The 19,190-nt window shown below is 75.1% G+C and carries 15 protein-coding genes and 1 tRNA gene; 12 read left to right on the plus strand and 4 right to left on the minus strand.

Annotated elements, in window-relative coordinates; translation table 11 throughout:
* The first annotated feature begins 140 nt into the window (after positions 1-140).
* The 9 genes from B9L22_RS04185 to B9L22_RS04225 all read left to right on the plus strand — a co-directional run bounded on the left by B9L22_RS04185 (position 141) and on the right by B9L22_RS04225 (position 13,722).
* Positions 141-1,043: a carbohydrate ABC transporter permease gene (locus B9L22_RS04185; RefSeq protein WP_061267180.1), complete on the plus strand. Its 903-nt coding sequence runs from the start codon at positions 141-143 to the stop codon at positions 1,041-1,043.
* Positions 1,040-1,942 carry a carbohydrate ABC transporter permease gene (locus tag B9L22_RS04190; protein ID WP_086149305.1) on the plus strand — a complete coding sequence of 301 codons (903 nt, stop codon included), beginning with the start codon at positions 1,040-1,042 and terminating at the stop codon, positions 1,940-1,942. Before B9L22_RS04185 ends, B9L22_RS04190 begins: the two co-directional genes overlap by 4 nt.
* A gap of 253 nt (positions 1,943-2,195) precedes the next feature.
* The gene (locus B9L22_RS04195) at positions 2,196-6,173 is read left to right on the plus strand and encodes a discoidin domain-containing protein (protein ID WP_143317062.1); all 3,978 of its coding nucleotides are present in this window, start codon (positions 2,196-2,198) and stop codon (positions 6,171-6,173) included.
* Positions 6,174-6,370: 197 nt separating this feature from the next.
* A complete protein-coding gene (locus B9L22_RS04200; protein ID WP_086149307.1) occupies positions 6,371-7,801 on the plus strand; it encodes an efflux RND transporter periplasmic adaptor subunit in 1,431 nt (476 codons plus the stop codon).
* Positions 7,798-8,547 (plus strand): ABC transporter ATP-binding protein, encoded by a 750-nt coding sequence (locus B9L22_RS04205; protein WP_086149308.1) that lies wholly within the window; start codon positions 7,798-7,800, stop codon positions 8,545-8,547. Before B9L22_RS04200 ends, B9L22_RS04205 begins: the two co-directional genes overlap by 4 nt.
* Positions 8,544-9,761 carry an ABC transporter permease gene (locus tag B9L22_RS04210; protein ID WP_086149309.1) on the plus strand — a complete coding sequence of 406 codons (1,218 nt, stop codon included), beginning with the start codon at positions 8,544-8,546 and terminating at the stop codon, positions 9,759-9,761. Before B9L22_RS04205 ends, B9L22_RS04210 begins: the two co-directional genes overlap by 4 nt.
* Before the next feature lie 44 nt (positions 9,762-9,805).
* Positions 9,806-10,849 (plus strand): hypothetical protein, encoded by a 1,044-nt coding sequence (locus tag B9L22_RS04215; protein ID WP_086149310.1) that lies wholly within the window; start codon positions 9,806-9,808, stop codon positions 10,847-10,849.
* On the plus strand, positions 10,842-12,848 hold the full coding sequence (locus B9L22_RS04220; RefSeq protein ID WP_086149311.1) for a biotin/lipoyl-binding protein: 2,007 nt from the start codon (positions 10,842-10,844) through the stop codon (positions 12,846-12,848). Before B9L22_RS04215 ends, B9L22_RS04220 begins: the two co-directional genes overlap by 8 nt.
* Positions 12,849-13,008: 160 nt before the next feature.
* The gene (locus B9L22_RS04225; protein WP_043657556.1) at positions 13,009-13,722 is read left to right on the plus strand and encodes an anaerobic ribonucleoside-triphosphate reductase activating protein; all 714 of its coding nucleotides are present in this window, start codon (positions 13,009-13,011) and stop codon (positions 13,720-13,722) included.
* A gap of 80 nt (positions 13,723-13,802) precedes the next feature.
* Here B9L22_RS04225 and B9L22_RS04230 read toward each other — a convergent pair whose 3' ends face one another.
* Entirely contained in the window at positions 13,803-14,426 is a 624-nt protein-coding gene (locus B9L22_RS04230) for a GyrI-like domain-containing protein (protein ID WP_086149312.1), read from the minus strand.
* A gap of 86 nt (positions 14,427-14,512) precedes the next feature.
* On the opposite strand from B9L22_RS04230, the gene B9L22_RS19575 reads away from it, so the two are divergent.
* Positions 14,513-14,980, plus strand: a complete 468-nt coding sequence (locus tag B9L22_RS19575) for a hypothetical protein (RefSeq protein ID WP_143317064.1) — start codon at positions 14,513-14,515, stop codon at positions 14,978-14,980.
* On the opposite strand, the gene B9L22_RS04240 is transcribed toward B9L22_RS19575, so the two are convergent.
* The 3 genes from B9L22_RS04240 to B9L22_RS04250 all read right to left on the minus strand — a co-directional run bounded on the left by B9L22_RS04240 (position 14,955) and on the right by B9L22_RS04250 (position 16,814).
* Positions 14,955-15,977, minus strand: a complete 1,023-nt coding sequence (locus B9L22_RS04240; protein ID WP_086149314.1) for an alpha/beta fold hydrolase — start codon at positions 15,975-15,977, stop codon at positions 14,955-14,957. The genes B9L22_RS19575 and B9L22_RS04240 overlap by 26 nt on opposite strands.
* A gap of 44 nt (positions 15,978-16,021) precedes the next feature.
* Positions 16,022-16,624: a TetR/AcrR family transcriptional regulator gene (locus B9L22_RS04245; protein ID WP_086149315.1), complete on the minus strand. Its 603-nt coding sequence runs from the start codon at positions 16,622-16,624 to the stop codon at positions 16,022-16,024.
* Between the two features lie 117 nt (positions 16,625-16,741).
* Positions 16,742-16,814 (minus strand) — tRNA-Arg (locus B9L22_RS04250).
* 230 nt (positions 16,815-17,044) lie between these two features.
* Between B9L22_RS04250 and B9L22_RS04255 the strand changes: the two genes are divergently transcribed.
* On the plus strand, positions 17,045-17,812 hold the full coding sequence (locus tag B9L22_RS04255; protein WP_086149316.1) for an ABC transporter ATP-binding protein: 768 nt from the start codon (positions 17,045-17,047) through the stop codon (positions 17,810-17,812).
* The gene (locus B9L22_RS04260) at positions 17,809-19,182 is read left to right on the plus strand and encodes a hypothetical protein (protein ID WP_086149317.1); all 1,374 of its coding nucleotides are present in this window, start codon (positions 17,809-17,811) and stop codon (positions 19,180-19,182) included. Before B9L22_RS04255 ends, B9L22_RS04260 begins: the two co-directional genes overlap by 4 nt.
* Positions 19,183-19,190 lie beyond the last annotated feature (8 nt).

Consider the following 19,190-nt stretch of genomic DNA (forward strand, 5'->3'; position numbering starts at 1 on the left):
CACCGCTCCGCCGGAGCCGCCGCGCGTCGTCGGGCACGTCCCGACGGCGCGCGGCGGACCCGCGCGGCCGGAACACGTCCCCGGGACGCCGGCGCTCCCCCGCGCCGCGGCCCACGCCCCCACGACCGGGAAGACCCACCATGCTCAAGTCACTGCGACGCGCCGGCCCAGCGCTGCTGCTGCTCGCGCCCTCGCTGATCCTCGTCGGCGTGTTCGTCTACGGCCTGATCGGCGCGAACTTCCAGACGTCGATCACGGACAACCACACCGCGGCACAGGCCACGGGCCAGAAGCCGTCGGTCGTCGTGTGGTTCGAGAACTACACGGCCCTCCTCGGCAGCGAGGCGTTCCAGCACTCGCTGAAGAACCTCGTGCTCTACACGGTGGTCTTCCTCGCCGGCACGATGCTCATGGGCTTCCTGTGGGCGTGGATGCTCGACAAGCCCGTCAAGGGCGAGGGGATCTTCCGTTCCGTCTACCTGTTCCCCATGGCCGTGTCGTTCGTCGCGTCCGGTGTCGTGTGGCGCTGGCTGCTCAACTCGAACCAGGGCGAGCAGGCGAGCGGCCTCAACCGGCTGTTCCAGATCGTCGGGCTCGACTTCCTGCAGAACAACTGGTGGAACAACGTCACGTGGGGCATCACGGCCATCGCGATCCCCGCGATCTGGCAGCTCTCCGGGTACGTCATGGCGCTGTTCCTCGCCGGGTTCCGCGGCATCCCCGACGAGCTGCGCGAGGCCGCCCGCATGGACGGCGCGAGCGAGTGGAAGCTGTACCGCCACGTGCTGTTCCCGCAGCTCTCGCCCATCGCGCTCTCGGCGCTCATCATCATCGGCCACATGTCGCTCAAGGCGTTCGACCTCATCATGTCGATCTCGAAGCCCGCGAACTACCAGACCAAGGTTCCGGCCGTCGACATGTACGTCTTCAAGTCGAGCTTCGACTACGCCAACGCGGCAGCCGTCGGCTCGATCCTGCTGATCATCGTGGCCGTCGTCATCGTGCCCTACCTGATCCGCACCAACCGTCAGGAGAAGCGATGACGACCACCTCGACACCGGCCGTCCCCGCCCCCGACGTCGTCGGCACGCCGCGCGGGCCCGCGCGCCGTACGCCGCGCGAGCGCTTCTCCGTCGGCCGCACGCTCAAGTACGCGGCGCTCGTGCTGTTCCTCGTCATCGTCCTCATCCCCGTCTACGTGCTCTTCGTGACGAGCTTCAAGGGCGCGGGCGACGCGTCGCCCGCGCGCGCGTGGTCGCTCCCGCAGACGTGGACGACGGAGAACTGGCAGACGGCGTGGACCGCGCTGTCCCCCGCCATCTGGCGCACGGTGCAGATGGTCGTGCCGTCCGCGATCATCGCGGCCTTCCTCGGGTCGCTCAACGGGTTCGTGCTCTCCCGCTGGTCGTTCAAGGGCGCGAACATCGTCTTCACGCTCATCCTCTTCGGGATGTTCATCCCGTACCAGGCCGTGATGATCCCGCTCAACCAGCTCGTGCTGGGCCTGGGCATCCCGAGCGGCGTGCCGTCGCTGATCCTGCTGCACGTCATCTACGGCATCCCCATCACGACGCTCATCTTCCGCAACTACTACATGACCGTGCCGCACGAGCTCGTCGAGGCCGCGCGCGTCGACGGCGCGGGGATGCTGCGCACCTACTGGTCGATCATCCTGCCGATCTCGATCCCGAGCTTCGTGGTCGTGCTCATCTGGCAGTTCACGTCCGCGTGGAACGACTTCCTCTTCGCGGTGTTCTTCTCCTCCAGCCAGAACGGCCCCGTGACGCTCGCGCTGAACAACCTCGCGAACGGCGCGCTGCTGCAGAACTACGGCGTCTCGATGGCCGGCGCGCTCTTCGCGTCGCTCCCGACGCTGCTCGTGTACATCGTCCTCGGCAAGTACTTCGTCGGGGGCCTGATGTCCGGTTCGGTCAAGGGCTGACCCGAACGACCGCCCACCGCGGTCCCGAGGCCCGTCGGGGAGCATGGTCACCACCACGCTCCCCGACGGGCCTCTGCGCGTCCCCACCGCCCGCGGCTTCACCCGCGGCAGTTTCGCCGAACCTCTGGACTCTGCCAGACAGCGCTGTCAGGATGGCGGGCACCGGCGCTCTGCACCCCCGCACCCGCACCCCGCGCCGCACCGCCGTCCACGGCGGACCCGCTCCCGACGACGACGACGAGAGACCCCCACCATGACCCGATCACCCGCCCGGCCCCCGGCCGCGCGCCGCGCGCGGCGCCGCACCACGACCGCCGTCCTCGCCCTCGCGACGGCCGGCTCCCTCCTCCTGGCCCCCGCGACCGCCCAGGGCGCGCCGGCCGCTCCGCCTGCGGCCCCGGCGTCGACCACGGCCGATGCCACGCCCGCGTACGGCGCGCCCGACGAGACCGCCGCCGACTACTACGGCGCCCTGCTACGGCACACGCGCTGGGTCGAGACCGTCTGGGACGAGTCCGCCGGGGTGTACCAGCTCAAGGACTTCAACTTCGCCGTCGTGCTGGGCAACGCCGTGCTCCTGACCCACGGCGAGTACGACGCCGAGCTCGCGGGCGTCCCGGAGGAGACGCTGCGCACCCGCACGCTCGCGACGATCCGGCACTACGCCGCGACGAACCGGTTCGTCGACCCCGCAGGCACGTGGGGCAAGAAGCTGTTCTGGGACTCGACGTTCCAGTCGTACTTCCTCGCGGCCGGGACGCTGCTGTGGGACGAGCTCGACGCGACGACGCAGGCCAACCTCACGACCATCGCGACCGGCCAGTCGAAGTACACCGCCGACCTCGACTTCGGCAAGGACCCGCTCTCCGGGTCGTGGACCGCCGACTGGCCGACGGGCAAGCACGAGGGCGACACCGCGCAGGAGGAGGTCGGCGTCTACACGCAGGCCCTCGCGCCCGGCCTCGCGTGGGCGCCCGACGACCCCGACGCCGCGCGCTGGGCCGAGCAGCTCGGCGACTGGGGCCGCAACGCGGCGGGACAGCCGACGGCCGACCGGAACAACCCGGCCGTCGTGGCGGGCAGGGCCGTGTCGACGAACACCATGCAGACCATCCACGACACGTACCTCGTGGAGAACCACGGGTCGTTCGGCCCGCACTACCAGTCCGACATCTGGCGGTCCGGCGGGCGCAACGCGATCCACTTCCTGCTCCGCGACGAGCCGCTGCCGGAGATCCTCACGCACCAGCCCAACTCGGCGGAGCTGTGGGAGTCGATCAAGCTCGTCATGTCCGACGCGGGCGAGCCGTTCATGCCCATGGTCGCCGACCGCGAGTTCCTCTACGGCCGCGACGCCATCCCGATGGCGTTCCTCGGCCAGGTCCTGCGCGACCCCGACGCCGCGCGCGCCGAGGCGAACCTCGCTGCGGCGCTCGAGGACTACCAGTCGTACGCGCCGGTCTACCGGCTCGCGAAGTTCTCGGGCGAGCCCAAGTACGAGCCCGAGGCGCGCGCGGAGATCGCGATCTCGTACCTCCTGCACGTCGAGGCCGCCGAGTCGCCCGAGGGCCCCGTCGAGCCGACGCCGCAGGACGAGTTCTTCGAGCGCCTCTCCGGCGTGCGCGACTTCGGCGCCGGGCCGGGCCTGACCGTCCAGCAGACCACGGACGCGTGGGCCGCGGCGTCGAGCCGCAAGGGGTTCGTGAAGTTCCCCTGGGTCCCCGCGCACGACTCGTGGCTGTTCCACGTCTCGGGCTCGACCCCGTTCCTCTACCCGACCACGGGCGCGACGGTCGACGACCGGCACGTGACGACGTACACCGGGCCGCGCGACGGCTTCGAGGGCACGTCGTCGGTGTTCCGGGTCGGCAGCGGCTACGCGGGCCAGGTCACGCTCCCGACCGGCGCCGCCGTCTACGCGTCGACCGGGGCGGGCACGGAGGACGCGAGCCTGTCGGTCCGCAACCTCGCCATGAACGGCTACTCGGGCCTCGACGGGTCGCGCACCTACACGACCGCCGAGGGCGAGACCACCGCGACGCTCCCCGTGACGCGTCCGGCCGACCCCGCGGACGCGAAGGCCGCGCGCGTCGACGACCTGTCGTTCGCGCCCGTCACGGCGCGGTACGTGCGGCTCCTCGGGCAGCAGGGCCACCCGCAGTACGGCTACTCGATGTTCGCGTTCCACACCTACGGCGACGAGGGGTCGACGACCGACCTCGCGGCCGGGAAGGTCGCGACGGCGTCGAGCCAGGACGCGGCGGGCGGCCGCACCGCGGCGCGCGTGACCGACGGCAACCCGTCGACCCGCTGGGCCGTCGCGGTCGGCGAGCGCACGCGACCGGACTCGTGGATCCAGGTCGACCTCGGCGAGGAGACCACCGTGGGCGGCGTGCGGTTCGCGTGGGAGGCGAGCGCGGGCGCGCGGTACCTCGTCCAGACGTCGACCGACGGCCAGACGTGGACCACCGCGACCGCCTACGGCAAGGCCCCGGCGGACGTGAACGTCGCGCGGCTCGACACCGTCGACCTCACCCCGGAGGGCGCGGACGAGCCCGCGCCGGTCACCACGCGCTACGTCCGCATGCAGGGCGTGCGCGGCGACGCGGCCTACGGCTACTCGCTCTACCACCTGCGCGCCTTCTCGCCCACGGGGACGGACGTCGCCGCGGGCAAGGCGGCGACGGCGTCGAGCGCCAACGGCTCGAACCCCGCGAGCGCCGTCACCGACGGCTCCGCCACGACCCGCTGGGCCGTCGCGGTCGCGGACCGCACGAAGCCCGACTCGTGGGTCCAGGTCGACCTCGGCGCACCCACCGCGGTGAGCCAGGTCCAGCTCGGCTGGGAGGTCGCCGCAGGCCAGGAGTACCGCGTCCAGACGTCGCTCGACGGGCAGACGTGGCACGACGCCGCGTCGTTCCGGTACACGGGCGACCAGGTGCTGAGCAGCGACGGCGGCTGGCTCAACGTCGAGGGCGAGGCCGGGTTCGTCGTGCGCGGCTCGGACGCCCCCGTGACCGTCTCGCGCGCGACCGACACGCGGCACGTCGTGCGGCTCACCGACGGCGCGACCGGGCCCCGGCTCGTCGAGATGGTCCCGGGCGACGCCGCGGCGACCGCCGCGCAGGCGGGCGCCCGCGTACCGACGTCCGAGGACCCCGCCGTGCTCGTGAGCGCGGTCGACGGGTACGTCGTCGCGTTCAACCTCACGGGCGCCGACGTCGCGACGACCCTCACCGTCCCGCACGACGGCGGGGCCGTCCCGGTCTACGCCGGCACCCAGACCGTCGGGGCGGACGCCTCGACGCTCGCGGTCACGGTCCCCGCGGGCGACGCCGTCGTGCTCGCGCCGCGCGCCACGGTCGCCACGCCCGCCGGGCAGACCCCGGCCGGGGTCACGGTCGCCGTCGACGACGCCCGCTCGTTCCGCGTCAGCGGCGACGGGGCGCCGGTCGAGCTGCGTCACGCCGAGACGGGCGCCACCCGCACGGTCGGGGCGACGCCGTCGGGCACGCGGGTCACCCTCCGGGACGCGACCCCGTTCCCGGTCGCGGACCACGCGCTCAGCACCCTCACGTTCCCCGCGTCCGTGCTGCCCGAGGGCATGACGTCGCCCTCGCTCGCCGTCGACGGCGACGCCGCGACGTCGTGGGTGCCCGGGCCGGACGGCCGCATGGTCACCGACCTGGGCGCGCCGCGCGAGATCGGCACCGTCGTCGCCGCGTGGGAGCGCGGCGGCGCGCCGGAGTCGGTCCTCTCGGTGAGCGACGACGGCCTGACCTTCACCGACGTCGGCACCCTCGGCGCCGGTGACGCGCGCGGCGCGCTCGCCGTGGACCGCACGGCCCGGTACGTCGCGCTGAGCACGTCGTGGCGCGACGGCGACCCGGGGCTCACGGCGCTGCGCGTGCTCGCGCCCGGCGCCGCGGACCCGGCGGTGCACCCGGGGGTCGCCGTGACGGCGACGGCGGAGGTGCGGTGCCTCGCGGGCAAGGCGTACGTGGCGGTGCGCGTCGTGAACGACGACGACGTCCCGCTCGACGTCGCCGTCGCCACCCCGTGGGGCACGAAGAGCTTCCCCGCGGTCAGCCCGGGGAAGAACGCGTACCAGTCGTTCGCCGTCCGCGGGGCCACGACCGGCCCCGTGACCGCGACGGCCGCGCCGTCCGACGACGCCGACGAGCGCGAGACCGTCGCGACGCCGGAGCACGGGCAGCCCGCCTGCGGCTGACCTGCGGCCGACCCACCGAACCCGGTGTCGCTTCCCCGATCCGTCTCCGGATCGGGAAGCGACCCGGGTTCGGCCATGTCGAGGGCCCGTGTGCTCATAGCCTGCGCACAGCCGCGCGCTACGTTCGGCCCAACCAGCGTCCCTAGCCTCCCGATCGACCGCCGCCGACCCGGTGGCACCGAGCCAGGGAGACGAGGGTGCTCCAGCAGCGCACACGGTCGTCCACGACCGCACCGAGGGGGACCTCCCCCGACCACCCGCCCGGCGCCCCCGAGGGCACCGTCAGCACGCGCCGCGAGCGCCTCGCACGTCGCCTCGGCGGCGCGCGCCCGCGCCGTCGTGCGCTCGTCGTCGGGGCGGTCGCGCTCGTCCTCGTCGCCGCGCTCGTCGTGTACCTCGCGGTCGTGCGGCCCCGTGCGTCGTCGGCCCAGGACGCGGGCGCTGCGCAGTCCGTCACCGCGCAGGCGACCACGGCTACGTTCGAGCAGACCGTGACGACCACGGGCACGCTCACGCCGAGCGTCCAGGAGGACGTCTCGTTCGCGGCGGCGGGCACCGTGCTGACGGTCGAGGTCGCCGCGGGCGACACGGTCGAGGCGGGCCAGACGCTCGCCACCATCGACACCCTCCAGCTCGACGCCGCGCTCGCGCAGGCGAACGCGGACCTCGCGCAGGCGCAGGCCGACCTCGCCGACGCGCAGGAGTCGGACGACGGCAGCGACGCCGCCGGGGCCGCGGTCGAGGCGCGCGAGTCCGCCGTCGCGGTCGCGCAGCAAGCCTCCGACGACGCCACCGCCGCGATGGCCGACGCGACCCTGACGGCCCCGGCCGCCGGACTCGTGACGTCGGTCGGCGTCGCCGTCGGCGACACCGTCGGCGCGGCGGGCTCGTCCGCGTCGACCGGATCGGGTGCGCCCGGCGGCACCGGCACGGCGCCCGGGGCCTCGACCGGCGTGTCCGGCAGCAGCGCGTCGTCGGGCTCGTCCGACACCGCCGCCTTCACGATCGTGGGCACCGACGCGTGGACCGTCGACGTGAGCGTGGGCGAGGCCGACGTCACGGCGATCGAGACGGGCGACCAGGTCGAGATGACCTCGGACGACCTCGCCGACACGGTGTTCGGCACGGTGAGCGAGATCGGCCGCCTGCCGTCCACGACCCAGGGCGCGGTCGCCTACCCGGTCTCGGTCGCGGTCACCGGCAGCCCCGCGGGCCTCTACGACGGCGTGAGCGTCGACGTCTCGATCGTCACCGAGCGTCGTACCGACGTGCTCTCCGTCCCCGCCGCCGCGGTCTCGACGAACGACGACGGCGCGTCCGTGGTCGCGCTCGTGGCCGACGACGGTTCCACCTCCGAGCAGGTCGTCGAGACCGGCGAGACGTCGGGCCAGTCCGTCGAGATCGTCTCGGGTCTCGCCCAGGGCGACACCGTGCAGTACACGGCGTTCACGCCCGGCGCGGGCCGCGGGCAGGTCGGCGAGCAGGGCGGCACCGGCGGGCAGGGGTTCCCCGAGGGGTTCGACCCGTCGCAGCTTCCGAGGGGCGGGCAGGGCGGCGGACAGGGTCTCCCGGAGGGCTTCGACCCGTCCCAGCTGGGCGCCCGCCCGGGCCAGGGCGGGAACTCGTGACCGCGGCGGCGACCGCCGTCGGGCACGCGGACCCCACGACGGCGGCCGGTGCGGACCGGCCCGTCATCGACCTGCGCGACGCACGCAAGACCTACCGCACGGGCGCCCTCGAGTTCGAGGCGCTGCGCGGCGTCGACCTGCGGATCGAGCGCGGCGAGTACGTCGCGATCGTGGGACCGTCGGGCTCGGGCAAGTCGACGCTCATGAACGTGCTCGGTTGCCTCGACACGCTCACCTCGGGCACGTACCGGCTCGCGGGCCACGACGTCGCCGACATGGACGAGACGGACCTCGCGAGCGTGCGCAACGAGCAGATCGGGTTCGTGTTCCAGCAGTTCAACCTGCTGCCGTCGCTGTCGGCCCTGCGCAACGTCGAGCTCCCGCTCGTGTACCGGGGCGTCGCCCCGGCCGAGCGCCGTGATCGAGCCGCGGAGGCGCTCGCGCGCGTCGGGCTCGCGGACCGCACCGCGAACCGCCCCGGTCAGCTCTCGGGCGGCCAGCAGCAGCGCGTCGCCGTCGCGCGGGCGCTCGTCGGCGAGCCGGCGCTCGTCCTCGCGGACGAGCCGACGGGGAACCTCGACTCGTGCTCCACGGCGGACGTGCTGGACCTCCTCGACGCGCTGCACGCGCAGGGCCGCACGATCGTCCTCATCACGCACGAGCACGAGGTCGCGCAGCGGTCCCGGCGGGTCGTGCGCGTGCTCGACGGCCTCGTGACGTCGGACGAGCGGGTGGTCGCGGCATGAGCTGGACGGAGACCGCCGCCACGGCGTGGCACGCGATCCGCGCGCACACGATGCGCTCGCTGCTCACGGTGCTCGGCATCCTCATCGGGATCGCCGCCGTGATCCTCACGGTCGGGCTCGGGCTGGGGACGCAGAAGGACGTGTCCGAGGACATCAGCGCGCTCGGGTCGAACCTGCTCATCGTCACTCCGGGGTCGTCCACGGACTCCGCGGGGGTCCGGGGCGGGTTCGGCTCCGCCTCGACGCTCACCGTCGTCGACGCCGAGGCCCTCGCCTCGCAGGTCGCGGTGCCCGACGTCGCCGCCGTCACCGCGGAGAAGGAGTCGTCGCAGTCGCTCGAGGCGGGCGACGCCAACTGGACCACGACCGTCGTGGGCGTCACGGGCGACTGGCTCGAGGTGCGCTCGCGCGAGCTCGCGGCCGGGGAGTTCGTCGACCCCGCGTCGACCGACGAGGTCGTCCTGGGTCCCGAGACGGCGACCGAGCTGTTCGGCCGGACGGACGTCGTCGGCCGCACGGTGAGCATCGCCGGCACGACGTTCGACGTCGTCGGCGTGCTCGAGTCGGCCGGGTCGAGCACGTCGACCAACCTCGACGACACGGCGGTCGTGTCCCTCACGGCGATGACGTCGGCCGTCACGGGTGGTACCGACACCTCGGTCAGCACCATCTACCTCCAGGCGACCGGGACGGACGCGATCTCCGCGGCCTCCCAGGAGGCCCGGTCGCTGCTCCTCGCTCTGCACGGCGCGAGCAGCGCGGACGCGGCCGACTTCACGATCGACTCCCAGGACTCGCTCGTGTCCACCGCGACGTCGGTCTACCGCACCCTGACCGTCCTGCTCGCCGGCGTCGCGGGCCTGTCCCTGCTCGTCGGCGGCATCGGCGTCATGAACATCATGCTCGTGTCCGTCAGCGAGCGGACGCGCGAGATCGGCCTGCGCAAGGCGCTCGGCGCCCCGCCGGGCGCGATCCGCCGCCAGTTCCTCACCGAGGCGTCGATCCTCGGCGTCACCGGCGGCCTCGTCGGCGCGCTCCTCGGTGTCGTCGCCGCGCTCACGCTCCCCGCCGCCCTCGGCTCGTCGATCGTCGTCTCGCCTGTCGCGGTCGGGGGCTCGATCGCCGTCGCGCTCGCCATCGGGCTCGTGTTCGGCGTCTACCCCGCCGTGCGCGCCGCGCGCCTCGCGCCCATCGACGCGCTGCGCAGCGAGTGACCGCCTGCCCCCCAGCGCCCCACCTTCCCGAACCGGAGACTCCCATGACCCCGCGCACCACCGCTCCCCCGCTCCCCCGTCCCACCGCCGACGCCCTGCCCGGACGGGTACCCGCCGGCGATCCCCGGCGACGCTCGCGCGCCGCGCTCGTCGCGGCGGGCGCCGTCGGGCTCGCCCTCGCCCTCACGGCCTGCTCGACGTCCGACGCCGCGACCCCCGACCCCGCGACGTCCTCCTCGTCCGCCGAGGACCGAGCACCTGACGGGGCCCCCGAGGACGCGCTCCCGGGCGGTGACGGTCGCACGCCCGGCGTCTCGGGCGAGGTCGCTGCCGTCGACGGCACGACGGCGCAGGTCCAGGACGGCGAGTCCCAGACCGCCGTCTCGTGGTCCGACGGCACGGCCGTCACCGTGACCGTGGACGGCACGCTCGCCGACGTCGCCGTCGGGTCGTGCGTCGTGGCCCTGACCGGGTCCCCGGGCGGCGCGCCGGAGGACGCGAGCGACGACACGACCGACGCGGCGGCCGCGACCGTGTCCGTGAGCGAGCCGGTCGACGGCGAGTGCACCGGCGGCCTGAGCGGTAGCTTCCCGGGCGGCGGGTTCCCCGGCGGCGAGCGCCCCGACGAGGCGCCGAGCGACCTCCCCACCGACCTGCCCGAGCGGCCGGACGGCGCGCCGACCGACCTGCCGTCCGGCGCACCCGACGGCGAGGGGCGCCCGGGCGGCTTCGGCGGCCTGACGACCGGGCTCGTCAGCGCGGTCGACGGCACCACGATCACGGTGACCACGACCACGCCCGAGGGCGAGAGCGACGAGGAGGCCGTGACGGTCGACGACGCGACCGCCTACACCGTCCAGCGCACCGGGTCGGGCGACGACGTCGTCGTCGGGCAGTGCGTCAGCGCGCAGGGCGAGAGCGGGGACGACGGCACGATCACCGCGACGAGCCTGGTCCTCTCCGCGCCGGGCGACGACGGCTGCACACCCGGCTTCCCCGGGGGCCGCGGGGGCCTCTCCGGGGGCCGCGACGGCGACGGCCAGGACCGCGGCCAGGACGGCCAGGGCTCCGGTGAGAGCGATGCGTGACGCGGTCGTCCGCCGGCGCAGCAGGACACGGCGCCACCGGCTCGTCGCAGCGGGTGTGGTGATCGCGATGGTGGGCGCGGGTGGCACCGCCTACGCGCTGCGTCCCGCGGACACCCGGTACCGCACCGCGACCGTCACGACGGGCGACGTCGCGCAGCAGGTGTCCACGAGCGCCACCGTCGCGTCGGCAGCGCGCGCGGACGCGACGTTCGGCACGTCCGGCACGGTCGCGACCGTCGCCGTCGCGGCGGGCGACCGCGTCGAGGCGGGCGACGTCCTCGCGACCCTCGACGCCGACGACCTCCAGGCCGCGGTCGACGACGCGCAGCAGACGCTCGCCGACGCGCAGCAGACGCTGGCGGACGACCTCGAGGCACAGGCGTCGGGCACCTCGTCGACCACCTCCGCGTCCGGCGCGTCCGGCACCGGGGCCGTGGGCGCGAGCTCTGCCGCGGGCTCCACGGTCCTGGTCGTCGGCACCACGAGCACCGGCGAGACGCGGGCCGTGGCCGTGGACGCGAGCAGCACCGACGCACCGGAGCGAGCCGTCGCCGCCGCGCGCGACGCGCTCGCCGCCGCGCAGGCGGACGTGCAGGCGGCACAGGACGCCCTGCTCACCGGGTACGCGTCCGTCGAGGACGCGGTGCTCGCCGGCACGACGGCGCTCGGCGCCTCGGGAGCAGCCGTCGAGGCTGCGACCGGCGACCAGGGCGCGTGCGCCGTCGTCCTCGGTGCCGACGCCGGTGCGACGGCCGACGCCGACGACCTCGCCGCGTGCGCCGCGGCGGTCGTCGCCGCGCAGGAGGCGCTGGTCGCGACCGACGCCGCCCAGCGGACGACGGGCTCCGCGCAGGGTGTGCTCGTCGACCTCGTCGCCGACCTGGACGACACCGTCGCCACGCTCGCCGAGCGGTCTGCCGCGCTCGACGCCGCGGTCCAGGCCCTCCTCGACGCGCAGGAGGCGGGGTCCGGGGTCGGGAGCACCGGCGGGACCGGCGGGACGGGCGGCTCCGGGGGCTCCGGGGGCTCCCCGACGACGCCTGGTCCGGGCACCGCCGCGCCGTCGGGGGCGACCTCCGGCACGCCCTCGGGTGGGACGAGCGGCGCGGCGCCGGGAGGTACGACGGGCGGCTCGTCGGGCGGCGACCGGACCTCCGCGGGCTCCGCGCCGTCGGCGAGCGGTGCGACCGGGCGCGCGACCTCGTCGGGCACCGTCACGGCCGAGCGCATCCTGGCCGACCGCGCCGCCGTGACGGTCGCGGAGCGGCAGGTGGCCGTCGCGGAGGCCGCCGCTGTCGCGGGCACGCTGACCGCCCCGATCGCCGGGACCGTGGCGCAGGTCGACGTGGCTGCCGGGACGTCGGTCGGGACGAGCGACGCCGCGGTGACGATCCTCGGCGACGGCGGGTACGTGCTGTCGTCGACGCTCGACCTCGCAGACGTGAAGATCGTGGCCGTCGGGCAGCCCGTCACGGCGACGGTCCCGGCGACCGGCCACCGGTACAGGGGGACGGTGAGCAGCATCGCGGTGCTCAGCGCCTCCCAGGCCTCGACCCCGTCCTACGTCGCGACCGTCGCGCTCGACCCGGTCGAGGACGAGCTCCCGGAGGGCGCTTCGGCGTCCGCCACCATCGCCGTCGCCGACGTGGACGACGTGCTCGTCGTGCCCACGTCCGCCGTGGCGTCCGACGGGTCGGCGCGCTCGGTCCGGGTCCTCGACGGTGCCGAGGTGCGCACCGTGACCGTGGCGACGGGCGCCGTCGGGCCGGAGCTCACCGAGATCACGGACGGTCTCTCCGTCGGCGACGAGGTCGTCCTCGCCGACCTCGCCCAGCAGCTCGTCCAGGACGACGACGAGTCGTCGGGGCTGACCGGGCTCGGCTCGGACGGGTCGGACGCGCGCGGGGGCTTCCCGGGCGGGGACGTCCCCGGCGCGGGCTTCCCCGGCGGAGGGTTGCCGCAGGGTGGCGGCGGGTTCGACGGTCCGCCGTCGGGCTGATGCCACGACCCCAGGACGCCGTCGGTGCGCCGGGCAGGTCGGGACCTTGGACCGGTCCGGCGCACCGGGCGGCGGCGCTACGTTCGAGGTCCTGGCAGCGCGGCGGGCCACCCCCGACCCGCCTGACTGCCGGGCCGTCGTGCGTCGGAAGGAGCCGCCGATGACCCGCCCCGGACTCGTGGTCGCCGGACTGGACCGGCTGTCCGTCACGGACTGGCCCGGCCGACGGGTCGCCACGGTCCTCACCCAGGGCTGCCCGTGGCGCTGCGGCTACTGCCACCACCCGGGGCTGTGCGCGGTCGCCGCGCTCGGCGGCCCGCCGCCGCAGGACACGGTCCCCTGGTCCGAGGTCGTCGCGTTCCTCGCGCCACGCCGTCGCCTGCTCGACGGCGTCGTGTTCTCGGGCGGCGAGCCCACCCTGCACCCCGGGCTGCTCGGCGCGATCGACGACGTGCGGGGCCTCGGCCTCGACGTCGGGCTCCACACGGCCGGCCCGTGGCCGGCGCGGCTCGCCCGACTCCTGCCGTTCGTCGATTGGGTCGGCCTCGACATCAAGCACCTGCCGTCCCGCTACCCCGTCGTGACGGGCACGATCCCGTCGGGTCGGCGCGCGTTCGAGGCGCTGGCCGTGATCCTGCGCTCGGGCGTCGACCACGAGGTGCGCACGACCGTCGACCCGAGCGTCCACTCGCGCACCGAGCTCCTCGCGCTCGGCACGCACCTGCGCCGCCTCGGCGTACGCGAGTGGGTGCTCCAGGAGGCCGTGCCCGACGGCGCGTCGCCCGCCTGGGCGCGCGGCCTCGCGGGCCGCCGCCTCACCGACGTGCTCGACGCGACCGACCTCGCCTGGGCGCGGCGGCGGGTCGCCGCCTGACGTCGCGCCGCGGGTGCGCGGGGTCGGTCCCCGCACCCGACGGCTCGATCAGGCGTGTCGGCGCCGCGCGGGCCCGCCCGTCAGACCGGGCGGACCGGCTGGCGGAGCACGGTGCGGAGCTTCGCGGGGTCGGTGCGCCGGACGTCGCTCAGGTAGATCTCGTGGTGCGGCCCGGCGAACGTGAGGCCGTGCTCGGGCAGGTAGACGTCGTGCAGCTCGGCGAGCACCGGACCCTCGTCGTCGTACGGGCCGACGTGCAGCGTCTGCACCGACCGCCCCTCCGTGAGGCTCGTGCGGCGCACGAGGTCGAGCGCGACCGGGGGCTCCTTCTTCGCCCGGAGCGTCTCCGTGGCGGCGACCACCGTGTCCTCGTCGACCCAGTCGGGCTGGAGGACGAGGAGGGTCCACCGCCACGCGCCCTTCTCGCGGCGCACGAACGTGCCCGGGTCGTCGGCCGTCCACAGCCCCTCGAGCGGCCCGACGACGTAGTCCCGCCCCGCCCGCTTGCTCGCGAACTTCACGGCGTAGGACAGCGAGAACAGCGCTTCGACCGCCTGCCCGTAGGCCGGCGCCGTGTTGGGGTCGCCCTCGCCGTCGACGGCGAGGTAGGCCAGGGTCGGCACGTCCACCTCGACGAACCGGCCGCGGGGCGGCGCGTAGAGCTCGCGGTGGAACGCCTTGAGGTCGACCTTGTCCGACGGCATGGTCCGACGCTACCGGGGTCCCCCGACACCCGAGCACGCCGCCGGACGTCCGCGCACGATCCGCGTCCGGCTGGTATCCAGGAGGGATGACCTCCCCGCCGCCCCACCCCCCGCACGACCCGCGGCGCGGTTCCCCGTACGGCGGCTTCCCGCCGGGCCCGCCGTACCGCGCGCACCCGCCGCAGTCCGCCCACCCACCGCAGCCCACCTACCCGCCGCGTCCCGGGTACCCGCCGCCGGGGTACGCACCGACGCCCCCGCCGCCGGCGGCCGCCTTCACACCGAGGTACCGACGCACCGCCTGGGTGCTCATCTGGGTGCCGGTCGTCCTCATGGTCGCCGCGGGCGCGCTGAGCATCGGCCTGCTCGCCTACGCGGACAGCGACCCGTCGAACAACTCGGCCGCCGGTTACCTCGCCCTGATGACGTGGGCCGCGATGCTCGTCGTCGGGCCGCTCCTGCTCGGGGCGTTCGTCCCGGGCTGCGTGATGCTCGCGCGCTCGAACCGGGCACGGGCGCTCACGCAGGTCACCGGCTACCGGCCGCCGGCCTGACGACGGGCTCCGGGTCGGGCCGGGCGGCAGGCGGGGTCACGTAGTCGACGACCGCCTGCACGACGTCGGGGTCGCGCAGCAGCCGGTGGTGCCCGAGCCCGTCGGTCGTGAGCAGCTCGCCCTCGGGCCAGGCCGCCGCGAGCGCGGCACCCACGGGGTACGGGACCTCCTTGTCGGCGCGGTCGTGCACGACGAGCGCCGGCGGCACCGGGTGGGTGCGCAGCGTCTCGCGCACGTCGAGCTCGGGCAGCGGGCGCCCGGCCAGGTCGGAGAGCCGGCTCTGGAGGAGCTCGCGCGTCGGGCGCGACAGGCCCAGCAGGTCGGCGAACCCGTCGAGCTGGCCGAGGACGTCGGCGATCGCCGCGACGAGCACGAGGCGACCCGCGGGCAGGCCGTCGCGCACCGCGAGCACGGTCGTCGCCGTGCCGAGCGAGTGCGCGACGACGGCCGTCGCCTCCCCGTGCTCGCGCACCACCGCGGCGAGGGCGTCCGCGAGCTCGGGCATCGTGCTGCGCCGCGGACCGAGGCGGCCGGGCCCGGAGTCCCCGTGGCTCGGCGCGTCGAACGCGACGACGCGGTGACCCGCGGCACGCAGGGGCTCGACGAACGCTCCGAGCTGGCCGCGCCGCCCGCCCCAGCCGTGCGCGAGGTAGACGACGCCGGCCCCCGCCCGGTCGTCGACCGTCCCGTCACGCGTGTCGTCCACGGAGGCGGCGTGCGGGTCCCACGACTCGACGACGACCCGCGCGCCGGACGGCGTCGTCACGGTGCTCAGCGCACCGGCGACGGCGCGGTCGTCGCGGCGACGACCCGCGCCGTCGGGCGGGGTGCACCACAGGTCGAGGGCGAGCCGGGCGGCCCGCCGGGGCGACACCGTCTGGAGCACCGCGAACCGGGCGCGCACGAGCGCGAGTCGAGCCGCGGCCTTCCGACGACGCGCGGCGCGCCGTCGGTCCAGGCGAACGGTCGTGCTTTTCTCGGCTCGCGAGGTGGTCACGAGGATCCTCTCCGTCGGGGTGGGTCGGGTGCGGGGCTGGGTGCTCAGGCGACCGGCACGGGCGCGCGCGACCCGTCGAGGAGCGCCTCGAACGCGCGGCGCGCCCGGTCCTCGGCCAGCGGGTCGGCCATGAAGACGTGCGCGTGGTGCAGCGCGAGCATCACCCCGTACAGCTCGGACGCGAACTGCTGCGGATCCACGTCGTCGCGGAAGCCGCTCTCGGCGACGCACGTCCGGTAGACCTGTGCGACGGCGTCGTACAGGTCCTGGTGGTCGCGCACGAGCTGGTCGCGGACCGGCCCCTCCTGGGCGGCGAGCTCGGTCGCCGCCTTGACGAACAGGCAGCCGCCGGGCTGCTGCCGCAGGTCGCACACGAGCCAGCGCTCGAACAGCTCGCGCAGGCGGCGCTCGCCCCGAGGGGTGCGCAGCGCGGGCGCCACGACCGTGTCCACGAACTCAGCACGCGCCTGGTCGAGCACCGCGAGCTGGAGCGACTCCTTGGAGCGGAAGTGCGCGTAGAGCCCGCTCTTCGACATGCCCGTGGCGCGCGCGAGCTCACCGATCGTCAGGCCCGAGAGGCCGACGCGGTACGCGGCCTCCACGCCGCGGTGCAGGATCGCCTGCCGCGTGTCGTCGCCCTTGGTCACCCGGCGAACGTAGCACGACCGTGCGGAAACCGGGAGGGCAGGTCACCCGGCCGCGGCGTCACGAGACACGCGGGAAACGACGAACGGCCCCACCCGTCGGGTGGGGCCGTTCCGCTGTGCGCCCGGAGGGATTCGAACCCCCAACCTTCTGATCCGTAGTCAGATGCTCTATCCGTTGAGCTACGGGCGCTGGTCGTGCTGGCCGTTGATCGCTCACCGGCCGTCGAGAACACTACCGCGTCCTCGCCCTGATCCCAAACCGGATCCGGCCCCGGAGGCCGCGGCGTGACGGACGCCACGCCGTCCGACCGTCGCCGCACGGACGGCGCCCCACGGTCCCCCCACGGTCGGACCCGGGCCGGGCGACGTCCCGTCCCCAGCCCGACGCGACGACACCGCTCCCCGGCGGACGATCGACGCATGACGTTCACCGGCCCCACTCCCGTCCCCGGCGGCTCGCCCCTCGTCGCGAGCGCGCTCACCAAGGTCTACGGCTCCGCGCAGACCGCGACGCACGCCCTCGCGGGCGTGAGCCTCACGGTCCGTCCCGGGGAGTCGCTCGCGATCATGGGCCCGTCCGGGTCCGGCAAGACGACGCTCCTGCACTGCCTCGCGGGCATCATCACGCCGACCTCCGGCTCGGTGTCGTGGCGCGGCGAGGACGTCGCGACGCTCTCGGAGGCGCGGCGCACGATCCTGCGCCGCCAGGACTTCGGCTTCGTCTTCCAGTCGGGCCAGCTCCTGCCCGAGCTGCCCGCCGTCGAGAACGCGGCGCTGCCGCTCATGCTCGCCGGCACGGCCCGCGCGGAGGCCACCGCGGTCGCCGCCCGCTGGCTCGCCCACCTCGGCCTCGCCGGGATGGAGCAGCGCCGGCCGGGCGAGCTCTCCGGCGGGCAGGCGCAGCGCGTCGCGATCGCGCGCGCCCTCGTCGGGTCGCCGGGCGTCGTGTTCGCCGACGAGCCGACGGGCGCCCTCGACCAGTCGACCGGCGCCGAGGTGCTCGACGTCCTGACGCGCGCGACCCGCGACTCGGGTGCCGCGCTCGTCGTCGTGACGCACGACGCCGGGGTCGCGCGGCACTGCTCGCGCACGGTGACGATGCGCGACGGGCTCGTCTCCGGCGAGTTCTTCGCGCCCGGCCACGACGTCGCGGCCCCGGCCGCCCCCGGTCAGGAGAGCGCCCGATGAGGACCGTCGACCTCTGGTGGCTCCTGCGCCGCCGCAGCGCCGACGAGCGCGACCCGCAGGGCCTGACCAACGTGCTCGCCGTCATCGCGTTCGCCACGACCACCGCGATCCTGCTCGTCGTCGTGGGCGGCTTCGGGGCGTTCCTCGGCCGCGCGGGCGGGCTCGAGGGCATGCAGGAGGGCGTGGACGCGGCCGTGACGTCGTACGACACGCAGTACCCGATCTTCGCCGGCATCGCCTCGCTCCTGCTGCTCATCCCGCTCGTGACGCTCGGCGGGGCGGCCGCGCGGCTCGCCGTCGCGCGCCGCGACGCGCGCCTCGCGGCGCTCCGGCTCGCGGGGGCCACGACCGGCCAGGTCACGTCCCTCACGGTGCTCGACGCCGCCGCCCAGGCCGTCACCGGCGCGCTCGTCGGGCTGGTCGGCTACGGCGCCCTCCTGCCGCTCGTCGCGCAGCTGCGCTTCCAGGGCCGCACGTTCGACGTCGCCGAGCTGTGGGTCGGCGTGCCCGCCCTGCTGGGCGCCGTCGTCCTCGTGGTCGCGGTCGCCCTGGTGTCCGCGCTCGTGAGCCTCCGGCGCGTCGCGATCACGCCGCTCGGCGTCGCCGCGCGCGTCACTCCCCCGGGCCTCAAGGCGGTGCGCCTGCTCGCGACCGGGCTCGCGGCCGTCGCGATGATCGTCGCGACCAACCTGTCGTTCGGCTCGGCCGCGGTGGGGATCACCGTCGTCGTCGTCATCCTGCTGATCGGCTTCGCGACGCTCAACCTCGTCGGGCCGTTCGTCATCTGGGTCGTCGGCAGGATCACCGCCGGCTCCGCGCGCCGCGTGCCCACGCTGCTCGCCGGACGGCGGATCGTGGACAACCCGAAGACCGCGTGGCGGTCCGTGGGCGGGGTCGCGCTCGCGACGTTCATCGCGGGCCTCGCGAGCATCTTCGCGCTCTTCGACCCGGGCACCGCGTCCGACCCGGCGGAGGCCCAGTTCCTCGTCGACATCAAGACGGGAGGCTTCCTCACCCTCGCCATCGCGGGCGTCCTGGCCGCCGTCTCGACGGGTGTCATGCAGGCGGGCCGGGTCATCGACCAGCGCGGCGAGTACCGCACGCTCGTCCTCGCGGGCACCGACCTGCGGACGCTCGACCGGGCGCGCTTCCGCGAGACGCTCGTGCCGCTCGTCGTGAGCGTGGGCGTCTCGACCGCGGCCGTGCTGCTGTTCATGGTGCCCGTCCTCGGCATCAACGCCTTCACGAACGCGAGCGTCGCCCTGCAGTTCCTGCTGTGCGTCCTGGGGGCGTCCGCGCTCGTGCTCGCCGGGGCGGGCGCGTCGCGGTTCGTCGTGCGGTCGGCGCTCGCGACGACCGGCACGGCGTAGGGCACGGC

Origin of the sequence: Cellulosimicrobium sp. KWT-B, from assembly GCF_002127155.1 — a bacterium.
In the GTDB taxonomy this organism is placed as follows: Bacteria; Actinomycetota; Actinomycetes; order Actinomycetales; family Cellulomonadaceae; genus Cellulosimicrobium; species Cellulosimicrobium funkei.